Raw genomic sequence first — 15,890 nt, 5'->3', positions numbered from 1 at the left:
GCCTCGCCTGCCGGGCGGGGGCACCGGGGCCCCTTCAGGGCCCGGTCCGCCCCGCGGGCCACTGCTGCTCGCCGCGCGCCCCGAGGTGCCCCGGCGGAAAGTGCGGCAGCACGTGCTCGGCCAGCTCGTCGATCACGTCGACGACCGGGCGGCGGCTGTGCTTGAAGTTGATCATCAGCTGGTCGACGCCGATCTCCTGCCAGGTCCGCATCATCCCCAGGAGCGACACCCGGCCCACCGAGAATCCTTGGTGGATGGGCCGGGGCAGCGCCAGCGGGTCCTCGGCCAGGTCCAGGTAGGTGGCCTGCGCGTACGGCTTGAACCCACTCCCGTCGCCCTGGGTCAGCTCCCGCCACCGCGCGATGTTGGCGGCCTGCTGCCGCAGCGGTGGGGTGTAGTACAGCCAGCCATCGGCGTGGTCGGCGATCCACCGGACGTCCTGCCTGCCGTGTCCCGTCATCAGTACCGGAATCCGCTGGTACACCGGCTTGGGCAGGAGATCGGTGCCTTCCATCCGGCCGAGCGGCGAGTCCACGTGCGGGAAGCGGTGCTCGAGGACGACCCGGAAGTACGCCAGTGACTGCCGGAACCTCGCGGCCCGGCCTTCCAGGTCCTGCCCGAAGGCCGGGAACTCCACGGGCCGGTCACCGGTGGCCACCCCCAGCAGGAGCCGTCCGCCGGACAACTGGTCCACCGAGGCGGCCGCCTTCGCGGTGTGCAACGGGTGCCGCAGCGGCAGGACGATACTGGCGGTGCCCAGGGTGATCGAGGTGGTGCGGGCCGTGAGCTGCCCCAGGTACACCCACGGATCGAAGACCTGCCCGGTGTCCCCGAAGCCCGGGTCCAGCAGCGGCACGTCCCGGACCCAGACCGAGGCGAAGCCGGCCCGCTCGGCCTGCTGGATCCGCTCCATGTGCCCGGCCAGGGACGGCACGGGCCCGTCGAAGCCCTCCAGGGGCGTGATGGCACCCACGGTCATCCTGCCGCCGGGGTACGCCCTGGCCATGGCCGGGTGCTCGGAGAACGGCCGCTGCGCCTCGCCTTCGACGTCCAGGGGTGCGCCGGCCGCGGGAACTGTCGGTTCTGTCATGCGATCCTCCGGCGATCCGTGCTGTGTCCGGGTCCGCGTGGGTCGTGGCTCCTGCTAGCCCGGGACGCCGACGAGAGCCTCGAACTCGCCGGGCAGCTGGGACATCACCTGGCGGAACTCGCCCTCGCTGACCGCGTCCCTCAGGGTGTTCAGCTCGGCCCGTATGCCCTCGCGGGCCTGGTGCGGGCTCACCCCCGCCTGGCTGCTCACCCGGTTGACGAACTCGTCGAAGCCGAAACGCCGGGCCTCCGGAGTAGGGGAGACCAGCCATTCCTTCAGCGGCTTGGGCAGTTCGGACGCGAGGTCCTTCGCCTCGCCTCTGGTGAGGCGCTCGGCCAGGGTTTCCAGGGTGGCGCGGGTGAGGGGCTCCACCTTCTCCGGGGGAACGGGGGCGCGCCGGGTGACGGTGTCGAGGAAGGTGTTGTAGTCCATGGGCCGTCCCTTCTCAAGTGGCGTCGGACGTCTCCATGCTCCGCATCCGGACCACGCCCTGCCTGCTCCCCGCGGGAGGAAAGACGGCGGGCCCGATGACCCTCCGAGCACAAGTGCGGGTGCCCCGCTCCCCCGGGTCGCCGGGGTCGTCCGGTCGCTGCTCTGCCAGGGTGGGAGGGGCTGTTCCTTTTCGGCCTGGGGTGCGGAGGCGCTCGGCAGGTGGCTCTGCGAATCTCGACCGGGTAACAGCCGTTGGCGGCGCGGTCGGGAGCGAACCACGCCGTCCGTTCCCGGTGAGGAGGCGAGAGGCATGACCGTGATGGGTGTGTCGAGGTTCGAGAGGTTCTTCCGCGCCGCCGCGAGCCTCGACGTCGACAAGAACGACCTGAAGCGGTACAGCGACTTCGTCGACGACAAGCTCTACGACCTCCTGGTCATCGGCCAGGCGGCGGCCAAGGCCAATGGCAGGGACACCGTCGAACCGTGGGACCTGCCGATCACCAAGGGCCTCCAGGAGAGCATCCACCGGTTCCGGCGGCTCGACGAGGAGGTGGAGCTCAAGCCGATCCTGGAACAGCTCGCCTCGCACCCGCCCCTCGACAGGACACCCACCGAGGAGACCGAAGGGCGCTACCCCGAGATCATCGGCGGTCTCAGCGTCGCCCTCGCCGAGACGTTCAAGATCATGTATCCGGACGTGAAGAACCCGCAGACCAGCCACTGGGAGGGCGTGACCGCGGTGTTCGACCGGCTGCTGTAGCAGTCGGTGCTCCGTGCCGCCGCACTCGTGGAGGCCGTGCCCGGCCCGCGCCGTCGTCAGGTGCGCGCGAGCCGGGCCGCCAGGTAGGGCGCGGTCGCGCTGCGGCGGGCCTTCGCCACCTCGGCCGGCGGTCCCGCCGCGACCACCCGGCCGCCCGCGTCGCCGCCGCCCGGGCCGAGGTCGATGACCCAGTCGGCGGTGGCGATCGTGGCCAGGTCGTGCTCGACGACGACCACCGTGTTGCCCGCGTCGACGAGCCGGTGGAGCTGGCGCAGCAGCAGGGCGATGTCCGCGGGGTGCAGCCCCGCCGTCGGCTCGTCGAGCAGGTAGAGCGCGTGTCCGCGCCGGGCTCGCTGCAGTTCGGTGGCCAGTTTGATGCGCTGCGCCTCGCCACCGCTGAGTTCCGTCGCGGGCTGGCCCAGCCGCAGGTACCCCAGTCCCACCTCGCGCAGCGTCTCCAGGCTGCGCGAGGCGGCCGGGACGGCCGCCAGGAACTCGGCGGCGGCGTCGACGGACAGCGCCAGCACTTCGGCGATGTTCCTGCCGCGGTAGGTGACTTCCAGCGTTTCCGCGTTGTACCGGGCACCGTGGCAGGTGGGGCACGGCGCGTAGGTGCCGGGCAGGAACAGCAGCTCCACCGCGACGAATCCCTCGCCCTGGCAGGTCTCGCAGCGCCCTTCGGGCACGTTGAAGGAGAACCGCCCGGCCGAGTAGCCGCGCGCCCTCGCCTCGTCCGTCGCCGCGTACAGCTTGCGCACGGCGTCGAACATCCCCGTGTACGTGGCCAGGTTGGACCGCGGAGTCCGGCCGATGGGCCGTTGGTCGACCAGGACCAGCCGGTCGAACGACTCGACCCCCGACGCGTCCTGGACGTCGGCCTCCGGCAGCGCCTCGTCGGGTTCCTCGGGCGCGAGTCCGAGGTGGGCGCGGACGACGTCGGCGAGCACCTGCGTGACCAGGGTCGACTTCCCGGAACCGGACACGCCCGTCACCGCGGTCAGGACGCACAGCGGTACGTCGGCGGACACGTCGCGCAGATTGTGCCGGGAGACGCCGCGCAGGTGCAGCCAGCCGTGCGGGGTGCGGGTGCGGTGACCGAGCGGCTGGGCGCGCCCGAACAGGAACCGGCTCGTGGCCGACTCCCCGACCTGTTCGAGACCGGCGACCGGGCCGCTGTACAGCACGCGTCCGCCGCCCTCGCCCGCGCCGGGGCCGATGTCGACCACCCAGTCCGCCCGCCGTACGACGTCCATGTCGTGCTCCACGACGAACAGCGAGTTGCCCGTCGCCTTGAGGCGCTCCAGCGCGTCCAGCAGCGGTTCCGCGTCCGCCGGGTGCAGGCCGGCGGAGGGTTCGTCGAGGACGTAGACGACGCCGAACAGTCCCGAGCGGAGCTGGGTGGCGATCCGCAGGCGCTGCGCCTCGCCGGGCGACAGGGTCGTCGAGCGGCGCCCGAGGCTGAGGTAACCGAGGCCCAGGCCGAGCAGTACGTCGATGCGCGCGACCAGGTCGCCGCAGATCCGGACCGCGACCTCGGTCGTCTCCCCGGACCGGGCGGTCGAGGTGGTGGCGTCGGCCTCGGACCGCCCCGCGACGGGCCGCAGCAGCGCCACGACCTCGGTGAGCGGCATCGCGTTGAGCTCGGCGATGGAACGTCCGGCGAAGGTGACGGCGAGCGCCTCGGGCCGCAGTCCGCTGCCGTGGCAGGCGGGGCAGGGCACGCTTCTGACGAACCGGAGCGCCCGTTCACGCATCCTCTCGCTCTTGGAGTCGGCGAGTACGTGCATGACGTGTTTGCGGGCGCTCCAGAACTTGCCCTGGTAGCCGTAGTCGACGCGGTCCTCCTCCGGCTCGATGTACACGGAGGGCTGCTCGTCCGTGTACAGCAGCCAGTCCCGGTCCTTCTTCCTGAGCCTGCGCCACGGCCGGTCGATGTCGATGCCCAGGCCGTTCACGACACTGCGCAGGTTGGCGCCCTGCCAGGCCCCCGGCCAGGCGGCGATCGCGCCCTCGCGGATGCTCAGCGAGGGGTCCGGGACGAGCAGGTCCTCGGCGACGTCGTGCACCACGCCCAGTCCGTGGCACCGCGGGCAGGCGCCGGCCGCGGTGTTGGGGGAGAACGCCTCGGCGTCCAGCCGCGTGGCCCCGGGTGGATAGGTGCCGGCGCGGGAGTACAGCATGCGCAGCAGGTTGGACAGGGTGGTGAGGGTGCCGACCGTGGAGCGGGAGCCGGGCGACCCGCGGCGCTGCTGAAGGGCCACGGCCGGCGGCAGTCCGGTGATCTCCCGCACGTGCGGTGCGCCGACCTGCTGCAGCAACCTTCGGGCGTACGGCGCCACGGACTCGAAGTAGCGCCGCTGGGCCTCCGCGTAGAGCGTGCCGAACGCCAGCGAGGACTTGCCCGACCCGGAGATGCCGGTGAAGGCGACCATCGCGTCCCGCGGGACGTCGACGTCGACGTCCCGCAGGTTGTTCTCACCGGCGCCCCGGACGTGCACAAAAGCATCGATCCCGTCCTTACCCATCCTTTCCGACTACCCCGATCGCGCCGGGAAGCGCGGGATGCCGGGCGGAACGGCCGGTGGGCGGTCGTTTCGCCCCCGGGGCCGGCGGGGACCCGGAAGACGGACGGTCAGCAGTGTCCGCCGTGACAGCACCCGGTCCAGCGCCGCGGTCGCCGGCGGGTCGACGGACCGCGTGGGAGGCTTTCTTGCCCGACGGCTGCCGCACCTCGAACACGCCGGAACGACCCGGCAGGGCGTTCCGGGCGGGCGGTCGGCCGTGACGTGGCGGCAGGCCTTCGGCGAGGTCGTGCGATCGGGCCTCAGGATCGAGGAGACGCGGCTGGAGCCCCTGCTCGCGCTGCGCGCGGCCGCCGGCCTGGCGATCGTCGTCGGAGCGACGCTGTGGCTGGCCTCCCCCGCGTATGCCGCGTCCGCCGCCCTCGGCGCCTACTCCGCGGGCGGGGCCACCTTCCAGCGGAGCTGGCGTCCGCGCAAGGTGGTCGCGCTGGGCACGGGCGCGGCTCTGGCCCTCAGCACCCTCGTGGGCTACCTGGCGGCGGGGCGGCTCGTGACGTTCCTCCCGCTGCTGGCCGTGTGGGCCTTCGCCGCGGGGATGGCGTGGGCCGTCGGATCGACCGCCGGGATCGTCGCGGCGACGACCGTGGGCAGCATGCTGGTGACCATCACCTTGCCCACGAGCGCCGGGCGGGCCCTGGAGCACGCCGGGATCATCGCACTCGGGGGCGTGGTCCAGGCCGTGCTGATCCTGCTGTTCCCGATCCGGCGCTGGGGAGCGCACCGTGACGCGCTCGCCGACGCCCTCGCCGCCGTCGCGGACTACGCCCGCCGCCTGCGGCACGACCCGACCGCCCCGTTCGACCCGGAGCCCCTGATGACGGCACGGGACGCGGCCGCCGTGACGCCGTCGCAGGCCCGCACCCGTCCGCCGGCCCTGCACGGCCCCCGGGGACTCGCCGAGCGCATCCGCCCGGTGCTCGCGGCGCTCGCCGACCCGGCCGTGGGCGCCCCGGCGGAGGGACCCGGCCGGGACCGCGCGCGGGAGTTGCTCGACGCGGCCGCCGACGTCCTGGACGCGGCCGCCCGTTCGATCCGGCACGGCACTCCCGCCGAGGTGCGGCCCGAGAGCATGGAGGCCCTGCGCGTCGACGAGGACCACGAGGTGCTGGAGGGCCCCGCACGGCAAGCCGCCGAGCGGCTCGTGGAACTGCTCGGCGAGGCGTGGGAGATCGCCGGGAGCGGGTGCCCGCCCGGGAGGACGCCGGCGCCGCGCGGCCCCGCCGGCGCCGAGTTCCTGATGCGCCCGACGATGCTGCGGCTGGTCCCGGTCGTGGTCCGGGCGGTCCGCCGCGAGCTCCGCCCGGACTCGCCCGTGTTCCGGCACGCCGTCCGGCTGGCGGCGGTGGCCGTGCTCGGCTATCTGATCGCCGCCCGGCTGCCCCTGGGCCACGGATACTGGGCGCCCCTCGCATCGGTGATGGTGCTGCGCCCGGATTTCCACCGGACGTACGCGCGCGCGGTGGCCCGTCTGGCCGGGACCCTGGCGGGGGTCGCGCTCGCCACCGGCGTGGTGCGGGCCCTGGACCCGGACCCCTACGTGTCCGGCGCGCTGACGGTGGTCGCGGCGGGCCTGTCGTACACGCTGAACCGCACCGGTTACGCGTACACCCAGTGCTTCACCGCCGCGTACGTCGTCTTCCTGCTCGGGATGGGCGGCCAGGCATGGGAGCAGACGGTCCCGGAGCGGGTGGTGCTCACCCTGCTGGGCGGGGCCCTGGCGATGCTGGCGTACGTGGTGTTCCCCGCGTGGGAGACACCCCGGCTGCCGGGCCGGCTCGCGGACTGGCTCGCCGCGAACGGCCGCTACGCGGCCGCGGTGCTCCGCGACTACGCCGAACCGACCCGGGAGCATCACGCCGAGATGCGCCGGGCACTGCTGAGGAGCAGGGAGGCACACGCCGCCTGGCAGGAGGCGTACGACCGGGCGAGACGGGAGCCGGTCCGCCCCAGGGGTCTGACATCGCGCGAGGCGGTGGAGGCGCAGGAGGCGCTGGAGGGGTTCGGCCGGGCGGCGATGCTCATGGAGAGCCACGTCCCACGGGCCGACAGCCGTTCCGTCCCCGAGGCGGAGCGGTTCGCCGAGGCTCTGGAGACGGACACCGCGAAGGCGGCGGCCGCGGTGCGCGAGCACCGGAATCCGGAGTGGGGAAGCGTGGAGGAGGCGCTCCAGGCGTGGCAGGACAGCGCCGCGGGCGACGGGAGCCCCGTCGTGCGGCGCGAGGCCGAACTGCAGAAACGGGCCTTGGAGGACCTCGCGACAGCCGTGAGCCGCACTCCCCTGGAACAGGACGTCGGCTCCGCGCGCGAGGACCAGCGGGTGCGGGCGACCCTGGCCGCGGCGGGCAACGGTTCACAGCGCGCGCACCCGGGTGGCTGACGGCTCGGCGGCGGGACGAGGCCGGGCCCCGGTGCCGCGAGGCCGGGACGAGCCCTTCTCCGCGGCACCGGGGGCGGGCGCTCAGGGGGCCAGTACGGCGGCGACCGCCGCCATGTCGTCCCGGAGATAGAAGTGACCGCCGGGGAAGGTGTGCCGGCGTACGGGCGCGGTGCTGTGCCGGTCCCACGCGTCGAGCTGGTCCGGGGTGACGCTGTCGGCCTCACCGCCGAGGACGACGAGCGGAACCGCGAGCGGCCCGGACTCCCGGTATCGGTGGTTCTCCAGCAGGGCGAAGTCGGCACGGAAGGCGGGCAGCAGCACCGCCAGCAGCTCGGGGTCGGCCGCGACCTGGGGCGGGATGCCCCCGTAGCGCTCGTTCAGGACCGCGATCAGCTCCTCGTCCGGCAGGCCGGACAGCCGGGCCCCGTGGCGTGGCAGGTGGGGGGCCGGGAACGCCGAGACGACGAGCCGTTCGGGCAGCGGCAGTCCCCGGGCGGCCAGTTCGCGCGTCGTCTCGTACGCGACCAGCGCGCCGAGGCTGTGTCCGAACAGGTCGTAGGGGGCGACGAACCTCGTCTCCGCCAGCAAGGCGTGCACCACGGTGTTCAGGTCGGTCAGGGGCGGTTCGGCGATGCGGCCGCCACGCCCCGGCATGCAGACGCCGTAGACCTGAGTACCGCTCAGGTGCTGTCCCCAGCGGACGTATTCGCCCGGGAGACCGCCCGAGTGAGGGAAGCAGTACAGATGGCGCTCGGGGGTCGTCGTGGGGGGTCGGCCGTTCAGCCAGGGGTTGCGCCGGACGGGAGGGGGAGTGGTCATGAGGCGGGAGTCTCCTTCTCTGCGGCAAAGGCGTCGGCCCCGCGCTCCTCGAGGAGCGCGGCGAAGTACGCCGGGCGCTGGAAGCGCAGACGCGGGACCTCGGAAGGGTCACCTTTCCGCGCCGCGGTCAGCCTCGCACGGGCGAGCTGGGTGGATAACGAGCCGAAAGAGGTCTCTCGCCGCATTCCGGAGCGGGAAACCGAGCCCGCGCGGCCGGGCCGTGTGAGGCGTGTCCGCGGCCCGGACGCCTCGTTACCGAATGCGGACACAGCCGAGTGAACGACGCCGTCTCGGGCGTCATCTCCCGGGGTGCAACGAAGCCGACGCGGACGGTCGCCCTGCGGGAGCAGGGGGCAGCCCGTTCCGACACACATGGGGGAGTTTTCATGATGACCACGCGCGGTGCCCGCCGTACCACCCGTTCCGCCGCCCTGGCCGCCGTCACCGTCGCGCTGGCCCTCGGTCTGACCGCTTGCGGCGGCTCCGGGAAGGACGCGTCCGGGAAGAACGCGAAGGCGGCAGCCGACAGCCGCACCGCCACGACCGCGACGAGCCGCTCCACGTCCGGCGGGGCACGCCCGGCTGCCGCCGCGAGCGGAGCGCACCGGCTCACCACCAAGGGCACGGTGGCCGCCGTCCGGCAGTGTCGCGGAGACGAGCTGCTGGTCACCGCGGTCCACCGATTCGCGGGCCAGCAGGGCGACCACCTGCTCCTCACCGCCTCGAACGAGGGCGAGGCGGCCTGCTGGGTCACCTCGTACCCGGCCGTGAAGCTCGGCGGGGACGTCGACGGCGCGACGCTGCCGCACTCGGGGAAGGACGTCCCGGGCGGCGGCAAGCACATCACGCTCCGGCCCGGAGGCAAGGCGTACAGCGCGGTGAACCTCTTCGACTACGGTTCCAAGAACCACACGGCACAGTCGTTCGCCATCGCGCTGCGCGGCGCGGACGGCCGCACCGGCCCCTTCTACTCGGTCGACGCCAAGGGCCGGCAGCCGCGGTTCAGCTGGAACGAGGCCGACGTGCTGAACTGGAACACCCGCAAGCCGTACGACTTCTGACGCCTGTTCCGCTTCGCGGCCGGGCAGCGCCCCGGCGGGCCCGGCCGCGAAGTCGCGCAGTGGCTCATGCCGTCCGCCGGCGCCGCACCGGAGCACTCGGGAGGCGGACCGCATCCGGGCGGGCCGCCGGAGCCGAAGGGGTAGCCATGAGCAACCCACGCGTGGTCGTCTCCGGTGCGAGCGTCGCCGGTCTGTCCGCCGCCCACTGGCTGCGAAGCACCGGCTGGGAGGTCACCGTCATCGAGCGGGCGCCCGCCTTCCGGGACGGTGGGCAGAACGTCGACGTACGCGGCGTCGCGCGCGAGGTGCTGGACCGGATGGGTCTCTTCGAGGCGGTGAAGGAGCTGAACACCACCGAGACCGCAGCGGTGTTCGTGGACGAGCGGGGTGAGGTGACCGCCGAACTGCCCTCCGACGGGCCGGACGGCGCCACGGCCGAACTGGAGATCCTGCGCGGCGACTTCGCCCGCGCCATCCTCGACCGCCTGCCCGAGGGCGTCGAGATCGTCTACGGCGACACGATCAGCGAGACCGCGGAGGACGAGGACTCGGTCACCGTCACCACCGCGGCGGGCCGCGTCCTGCGCGCGGACCTCCTGGTGATCGCCGAGGGGGTGCGCTCCGCCACGCGGGACCGGCTGTTCGACGGGCTGGTGGCCCGACGGGCGCTCGGGATCACCATGGTGTTCGGCACCATCCCGCGCACCGCCGGCGACGACGACCGCTGGCGCTGGTACAGCACGACCGGCGGCCGGCAGGTCCATCTGCGGCCCGACAACCACGGCACCACCCGCGCCATCCTCGCCTACGCGCGGGCCGAGGACCTCGCCGCGCTCGACCGCGACCGGGCACTGGCCCGCGTCCGCGCCCGGTACGCGGGGGCGGGCTGGGAGACCGAGCGCGTGCTGGACGGGTTCGACGCCTCCGAGGACGTCTACGTCGACGGACTCACCCAGATCCGCATGCCCACCTGGCACCGGGGCCGGGTCTGCCTGGTGGGCGACGCCGCCTGGTGTGTCACCCCGATGGGAGGCGGCGGCGCCTCACTCGCCCTGACCAGCGGTTACGTCCTCGCCGCCGGCCTCGCCGGGCATCGGGACACCGAGGCCGGCCTCACCGCGTACGAGAGCTGGATGCGCCCGCTGGTGGACTCCGTGCAGAAGCTCCCGCCCGGTGTCGTGCGCCTCGCCTACCCCCGGACCCGGCTCGGGCTCGCCCTGCGCACGCTTCTCGTGCGGGCTCTCACCTCGCCGCTGCTCTCGCCCCTGACCGCCCGGCTCACCCGCGTCGCCGACACGGACCGCCCGCTGCCGCCCCTCGCCTGAGCCGGGGCGGCGCCGGTGCCCGGCCGGGGGCCGCGCGGCAGGCCGTCACGCCCCTCGCCGCTCCGGACTCACCACTCCGCGAAGGAGCCGTCCGCGTGTCGCCAGACCGGGTTGTGCCAGCGGTGGCCGTTCTCCGCGGCCCTGGCGACGGCGTTCTCGTCGATCTCGATGCCGAGGCCGGGCGCGGTCAGCCGGGCCATGTGGCCGTCGCCGGTGTCGAAGGCGAAGACGGAGGTGTCGACGAGGTAGTCACCCAGGTCGGAGCCGACGTTGTAGTGGATGCCGAGGCTGGTCTCCTGGATGAACGCGTTCGGGCTGGCGAAATCCACCTGGAGGCAGGCCGCGAGGGCGATGGGGCCCAGCGGGCAGTGCGGGGCGAGTCCCACGCCGTGCACCTCGGCCTGGGCCGCGATGCGGCGCACCTCGGAGATGCCCCCGGCGTGCGAGAGGTCGGGCTGGGCGAGCGCGATGCCGGAACGCAGTACCGGGTCGAAGTCCCAGCGTGAGTAGAGGCGTTCGCCGGTGGCGACCGGGATGCTGGTGGAGCTGGTGAACTCAGCGTACTGGGAGGTGAGTTCGGGCAGCAGTGGTTCCTCGATGAACATCGGCCGCAGCGGTTCCAGCGCGCGGGCGAGCTGCTTGGCCAGGGCGGGCGAGGTGCGGCCGTGGAAGTCGATGGCGACGTCCCCGTCCTCGCCCATCACCTCGCGCACGGAGGCGACGCGGGCGAGGACGGCGTCGATCTCGCGCGAGGTCTCCAGGTGCCTGAGCCGGCCGCCGACGTTCATCTTGACGGCCCGGTAGCCCTGTTCGAGGCGCTGGGCCGCGTGCTCGGCGGCCTCGCCCGGGTCGTCGCCGCCGATCCAGGAGTACATCCGCATCCGGTCCCGGACCGCTCCGCCGAGCAGATCGTGCACCGGGACGCCGTGGTACTTGCCCTTGATGTCCCACAGCGCCTGGTCGATGCCGGACACGGCGGAGGACAGGACCGGGCCGCCCCGGTAGAAGCCGCCCTTGGTCATGACCTGCCAGTGGTCCTCGATGCGCAGGGGGTCCTGGCCGGTGAGGTGGTCGGCGAGTTCGTCGACGGCGGCGGCGACGGTGTGGGCGCGGCCCTCGACCACGGGCTCGCCCCAGCCGGTTATCCCCTCGTCCGTCTCGATCTTCAGGAAGAGCCAGCGGGGGGCGACGAGGTAGGTCGTGAGTGCGGTGATCTTCATGGGTGCGGCGGCTCCTGTCTGCGTGCGGGTGAGTCAGTGCTTCAAGAGGTCGGCCAGACGGCGGAGCTGGTCCGGGTCCTCGAGGGCCGAGCCGACGGCGACGACCTTGGCGCCCGCCGCGAGGAACGCGGCCGCGTTCGAGGCGTCGATGCCGCCGGTGGCGACGAACGGCACCTCGGGGAAGGGCCCGCGCATGGCGCGGAACCAGTCCGGGCCGAGCACGCCCGCCGGGAACGCCTTCAGCCAGTCCAGGCCCAGCGCCCGCGCGGCCTGGACCTCGGTGGCCGTCGCCACGCCGGGCAGATGCGGCAGTCCGGCGTCGAGGCTGGCCCGCGCCACCCCGGCGTCGAAGCCCGGCGCCACGGTGAAGGCCGCTCCGGCCGACACCGCCCACGCCAGCCGCTGCGGTGTGGTGACGGTGCCCGCGCCGACCGGCCTGCCGCGCTCGGCGCCCGCCTTCACGACGGCGGCGAGGACCTCGGCGGCCGTGCGGCTCTGCACCGGTACCTCGACGCACTCGATGCCCAGGTCCCAGGCGAGGGTGGCCAGTTCGACGGACCTGTCGAGCGGCATCCCGCGCAGGATCGCCATCACGGGCGCCTCGGCGAAGACGCGGTCGAAGGTCGGGGGGTTCACGGTCGCCATCCCAGCTCCCTGGAGATCGTCTCTGCGGTGGTGGTCAGCTCGGGGAGCACGTCCCGCTCCAGCGCGGTGAGGTCCGCCTTCGCCCTGAGGGCGGTCACGGAGACCGCCGCGATCACCTCGCCGCCGCTGTCCCGTACGGGTACGGCGACGCAGTTCACGTAGTCCTCGTACTCGCCGTCGTCCACGGCGAAGCCGCGTGCGCGGGTCTCCTCCAGTGCCTTCCGGTAGGCGGCCGGGTCGGTGATCGTGGTGCCGGTGTGCGGGGCGAAGTCGCAGCCGGCGAGGAGGGCTTCGGCGGTGGGCCGCGGCAGGTGGGCGAGGATCGCCTTGGCGACACCGGCGGTGTGCAGGGTCACGGGCCGGCCGATCTGGGAGTACAGACGCACTCCGTCCACCGGGTCGATCTTGTCGACGTAGACGATCCGGCCGCCCTCCAGCGCGGCCAGGTGCACGGTGTGCCCGCAGTGTTCGCCCAGCGTGCGCAGACGGCCGGCCGCGATCTCCCTGAGCCCGAACTGCTCCAGGGCGAGTCGGGCGAGTCCGGCGAGGCGGTGCCCCACCGCGTACCGGCCGTCGGGCAGCCGCCGGGCGAGCCCGCCCTCGGTCAGCGACTCCAGGATGCGCAGCGCGGTCGACCGGTGCACGCCGAGGTGGTCGCCCACCTCGGTCTGGGTACGGGGTCCACGGGCGATGAACTCCAGGATGTCGATGGCCCGTCTCACCGTCTGTGACATGGCGTCAGTTCCCTTCCAAGGTGTCGGCGGGCACATAGTCCTCGATACTGCGCAGGGTCCGTCCGGCGAGGCGGTGCCCGAGGGCGAGCCGGTCGGCGGAGCCGGACCCGCGCAGGAACCCGCTCAGGTACCCGGCGGCGAAGGCGTCTCCGGCGCCCACCGCCTCGATGACCTCGACCGCGGGCGCGGGTACGAACTCCCGCACCGGGCCGCTGAATTCGGTGGCGCCGATCTCCGCGTCCTTCACGACCAGGGTGCCGCGAGGCGCGAGGTGGGCGTGGATCTCCTCTGCCGTGGTGGTGCCCCACAGCCGCTCGCCCTCATCCCGGCCGACGAACACGAGGTCGGCCCGGCGGGCCAGGTCGCGCAGCGCCACCGCCGCCTCGTCGAGCGAACTCCACAGGGCGGGCCGGTGATTCACGTCGAAGGACACGGGCACCCCCGCGCGGGCGGCTCGTTCCATCAGCAGCTCCACCAGCTCCGCGCATTCCGCCGACAACGCGGGTGTGATCCCGGTCAGATGCAGCAGCCGCGCCCCGGCCAGGTCGACGCGCTCGGCATCGGCGGGACCCATCCGTGCGGCCGCCGATCCGCGCCGGTAGTAGTGCACACGCGTGCCGTCCGGCCCGGGGTCCTTGAAGTAGACGCCGGTCGGGGCCTCCGGGTCGAACCGGACCCCGCCGACATCCACCCCGCGGTCACCGACGGCCGCGACGATCCGCCGGCCGAGCGGGTCGTCCCCGACCCGGCTCACCCACGCCGACCGGTGCCCCAGGTCGGCCAGGTACTGCGCCACCGTCGACTCGGCCCCCGCGACGGCGAGCCGCAACTCCCGGCTGTGTTCCAGTCCTTCGCCGTCGGCGGGGGTGACCTGCGCCATCGTCTCGCCGAGGCAGACCGTCGCTCCGGTCATCGCCATCCCCTCCATTGACATGCGGCTGTGGCCGTGAAGAACATTAGCAGCCCTCGCGCAACAGGCGTGCATATGTTGCAACATGCAGGGCGCACGAGCCCGACCGATGGTGAAAGGGAGTGCGATGAGCCCGACGACGAGCGCATCCGCCCGCCAGGAATCCGCCCCGCACCCGCCGCTGAGCGCACGGGCACGTCAGCGCAGAACGGCCGCCGCGAGTGTCGTCGGGTCGATCCTGGAGTGGTACGACTTCTTCCTCTTCGGCGCCTGTGCCGCGATCGTCTTCAACAAGGTCTTCTTCCCGTCGGTCTCCCCCTTCGCGGCCACCCTGGCGTCCTTCGCCACCTTCGGACTCGGCTTCGCGGTACGCCCGGTCGGCGGGCTGCTCCTCGCCCACCTCGGTGACCGGATCGGCCGCCGCCCGGTGCTGATCCTGACCGTGGTCCTGATGGGCGTGGGCACGCTGGCCATCGGCGCGCTGCCCACGTACCACCAGATCGGCGCCTGGGCCCCGGTGCTGCTCGTGCTGTGCCGGATGATGCAGGGCTTCGGCGTCGGCGCCGAACTCGGCGGCGCGTACGTCATGTCGACGGAGGCCGCCCAGGACCACAAGCGCGGGTTCTACGGATCGCTGCCCGGCGCGGGTGAGTTCATCGGCGTGGTCATCGCCTCCGGCGCGGTCGCCGCCGTCTCCACGCTGCCCGAGGACGACTTCCTGAGCTGGGGCTGGCGCATCCCGTTCCTGGCCAGTGCGCTGGTGGTGGTGATCGCGCTGCTGATCCGCAACGCGGCTCCGGAGACCGAGCAGTTCGAGGCGGCCCGCGCCGACGGCCGGCGGGAGAGGCTGCCCGTGCTCGCCGCGATCAGGGCCCGGCCCAAGGTGATCGCGCTGCTCATCGGCTCCGGCTGTGCCACGGCCGTCGCCTCGTACGCGATCCAGGGCTATCTGCCGAGCTACCTCACCCACCAGCTCGGCCTGTCGTCCGGTACGGCCGTGCTCGGCATCACCGTCGCCTCGGCCGTCTCGATCCTCACGATCCCGCTGGCGGGCGCGCTGTCCGACCGGATCGGGCGCAAGCCGGTGATGATCGGCGGGGCGGTGGCCATCACCCTGTTCGCGTACCCGTTCTTCCTGATGGTGGACACGCGGGAACCGTGGCTGATCTACACCGCGATCACCGTCGCGTTCGCCCTCTTCCTCAACTCGGTCTTCGCGGTCGCGGGCACCTTCTACGCGGAGTCGCTGCCCACCGAGGTCCGTTACAGCGGGCTGGTCTTCGTGAGGGAGATCAACGGCGTCATTTTCGCGGGGACTTCGCCCTTCATCGCCACCCTGCTGGTCGGTGCGGGCGGGGACCGGCCCTGGTACCTGGCCGCGTACATGGCGGCGGCCGGGCTCGCCAGCGCGCTGTGCACCTGGCGGCTGCCGGAGACCGCGCCCGTGCGCACCAAGGGCGCTACCGGGCGCGCGTGAGCCCGGCCTCGGCGGCCTCCGGGCTGGCGAAGGTGGGCAGCACCGCGGCGGTGCCGGTGACTTCGAGCATGCGGTCCACGTACCGGTTGGTGCCCATCAGCCCGACCGGGCGCTTCCGACGGGTGGCGAGAAGGTGGTTGACGAGCAGGGAGTCGGCGAAGCCCAGGTGCCGGAGGTCGTACACGAGCGGGCCGGGGAAGAGGCGCAGGACGTCGGCGGTGGCGCGCTCGACGCGGTCGATGAAGGCCAGGTCGAGTTCGCCGCGCAGCTCCATCACCCACACCCCGCCCCGCTGTGCGGAGGCGGACACTCCTGTTCCGCCCTCGTCGTGCTGTTGCTGGGAGTACATACGCGCGAGCATTGCGTATTGCTTGACCCATGACAACATTGCGTGTCCATGCGCAGGCTCCGCCTCGCCGACTGGTATGGGCCGCCCCTTTCCCGCGCATCACCCGCTC

14 protein-coding genes are annotated in these 15,890 nt (G+C 73.1%); 5 read left to right on the top strand and 9 right to left on the bottom strand.

The window, feature by feature from the left end; translation table 11 throughout:
• Positions 1–34: 34 nt before the first annotated feature.
• Together EV284_RS01610 and EV284_RS01605 are read right to left on the bottom strand one after the other, a co-directional pair.
• Complete coding sequence (locus EV284_RS01610; RefSeq protein WP_242625497.1) at positions 35–1,090, bottom strand: LLM class oxidoreductase; 1,056 nt, start codon at positions 1,088–1,090, stop codon at positions 35–37.
• Positions 1,091–1,144: 54 nt separating this feature from the next.
• Complete coding sequence (locus tag EV284_RS01605; RefSeq protein WP_130329508.1) at positions 1,145–1,522, bottom strand: DUF2267 domain-containing protein; 378 nt, start codon at positions 1,520–1,522, stop codon at positions 1,145–1,147.
• 310 nt (positions 1,523–1,832) lie between these two features.
• Here EV284_RS01605 and EV284_RS01600 point away from each other — a divergent pair, with 310 nt between their 5' ends.
• Positions 1,833–2,282 (top strand): DUF1931 family protein, encoded by a 450-nt coding sequence (locus tag EV284_RS01600; protein ID WP_130329506.1) that lies wholly within the window; start codon positions 1,833–1,835, stop codon positions 2,280–2,282.
• Positions 2,283–2,338: 56 nt separating this feature from the next.
• Here EV284_RS01600 and uvrA read toward each other — a convergent pair whose 3' ends face one another.
• Entirely contained in the window at positions 2,339–4,807 is a 2,469-nt protein-coding gene (gene uvrA, locus EV284_RS01595; RefSeq protein ID WP_130329504.1) for an excinuclease ABC subunit UvrA, read from the bottom strand.
• 256 nt (positions 4,808–5,063) lie between these two features.
• Here uvrA and EV284_RS01590 point away from each other — a divergent pair, with 256 nt between their 5' ends.
• Positions 5,064–7,241 carry an FUSC family protein gene (locus EV284_RS01590; protein ID WP_130329502.1) on the top strand — a complete coding sequence of 726 codons (2,178 nt, stop codon included), beginning with the start codon at positions 5,064–5,066 and terminating at the stop codon, positions 7,239–7,241.
• Between the two features lie 81 nt (positions 7,242–7,322).
• On the opposite strand, the gene EV284_RS01585 is transcribed toward EV284_RS01590, so the two are convergent.
• On the bottom strand, positions 7,323–8,060 hold the full coding sequence (locus EV284_RS01585; RefSeq protein WP_130329500.1) for an alpha/beta fold hydrolase: 738 nt from the start codon (positions 8,058–8,060) through the stop codon (positions 7,323–7,325).
• 386 nt (positions 8,061–8,446) lie between these two features.
• Here EV284_RS01585 and EV284_RS01580 point away from each other — a divergent pair, with 386 nt between their 5' ends.
• Both EV284_RS01580 and EV284_RS01575 read left to right on the top strand, forming a co-directional pair.
• Entirely contained in the window at positions 8,447–9,121 is a 675-nt protein-coding gene (locus EV284_RS01580; protein WP_242625496.1) for a DUF4232 domain-containing protein, read from the top strand.
• A 146-nt stretch (positions 9,122–9,267) separates the two neighbouring features.
• The gene (locus EV284_RS01575) at positions 9,268–10,446 is read left to right on the top strand and encodes an FAD-dependent monooxygenase (RefSeq protein ID WP_130329498.1); all 1,179 of its coding nucleotides are present in this window, start codon (positions 9,268–9,270) and stop codon (positions 10,444–10,446) included.
• Between the two features lie 68 nt (positions 10,447–10,514).
• Here EV284_RS01575 and dgoD read toward each other — a convergent pair whose 3' ends face one another.
• Genes dgoD through EV284_RS01555 form a run of 4 tightly spaced genes read right to left on the bottom strand, consistent with a single transcriptional unit; the run spans position 10,515 to position 13,958 of the window.
• A complete protein-coding gene (gene dgoD, locus EV284_RS01570) occupies positions 10,515–11,666 on the bottom strand; it encodes a galactonate dehydratase (protein WP_130329496.1) in 1,152 nt (383 codons plus the stop codon).
• Between the two features lie 33 nt (positions 11,667–11,699).
• On the bottom strand, positions 11,700–12,311 hold the full coding sequence (locus EV284_RS01565; protein WP_130329494.1) for a bifunctional 4-hydroxy-2-oxoglutarate aldolase/2-dehydro-3-deoxy-phosphogluconate aldolase: 612 nt from the start codon (positions 12,309–12,311) through the stop codon (positions 11,700–11,702).
• The gene (locus EV284_RS01560; RefSeq protein WP_130329492.1) at positions 12,299–13,045 is read right to left on the bottom strand and encodes an IclR family transcriptional regulator; all 747 of its coding nucleotides are present in this window, start codon (positions 13,043–13,045) and stop codon (positions 12,299–12,301) included. Before EV284_RS01560 ends, EV284_RS01565 begins: the two co-directional genes overlap by 13 nt.
• A 4-nt stretch (positions 13,046–13,049) precedes the next feature.
• On the bottom strand, positions 13,050–13,958 hold the full coding sequence (locus EV284_RS01555; protein WP_242625495.1) for a sugar kinase: 909 nt from the start codon (positions 13,956–13,958) through the stop codon (positions 13,050–13,052).
• Between the two features lie 124 nt (positions 13,959–14,082).
• Between EV284_RS01555 and EV284_RS01550 the strand changes: the two genes are divergently transcribed.
• Entirely contained in the window at positions 14,083–15,432 is a 1,350-nt protein-coding gene (locus EV284_RS01550) for an MFS transporter (protein WP_165425428.1), read from the top strand.
• Here EV284_RS01550 and EV284_RS01545 read toward each other — a convergent pair.
• Positions 15,416–15,781: an STAS domain-containing protein gene (locus EV284_RS01545; RefSeq protein WP_130329486.1), complete on the bottom strand. Its 366-nt coding sequence runs from the start codon at positions 15,779–15,781 to the stop codon at positions 15,416–15,418. The two genes, EV284_RS01550 and EV284_RS01545, sit on opposite strands and share 17 nt — an antisense overlap.
• Positions 15,782–15,890: the final 109 nt, after the last annotated feature.

The sequence above is a fragment of the Streptomyces sp. BK022 genome (assembly GCF_004217355.1).
Taxonomy (GTDB): domain Bacteria; phylum Actinomycetota; class Actinomycetes; order Streptomycetales; family Streptomycetaceae; genus Streptomyces; species Streptomyces griseoluteus.
The sequence above is the reverse complement of the archived record's forward strand: the minus strand, read 5'-3'. Positions and strand labels throughout refer to the sequence as shown.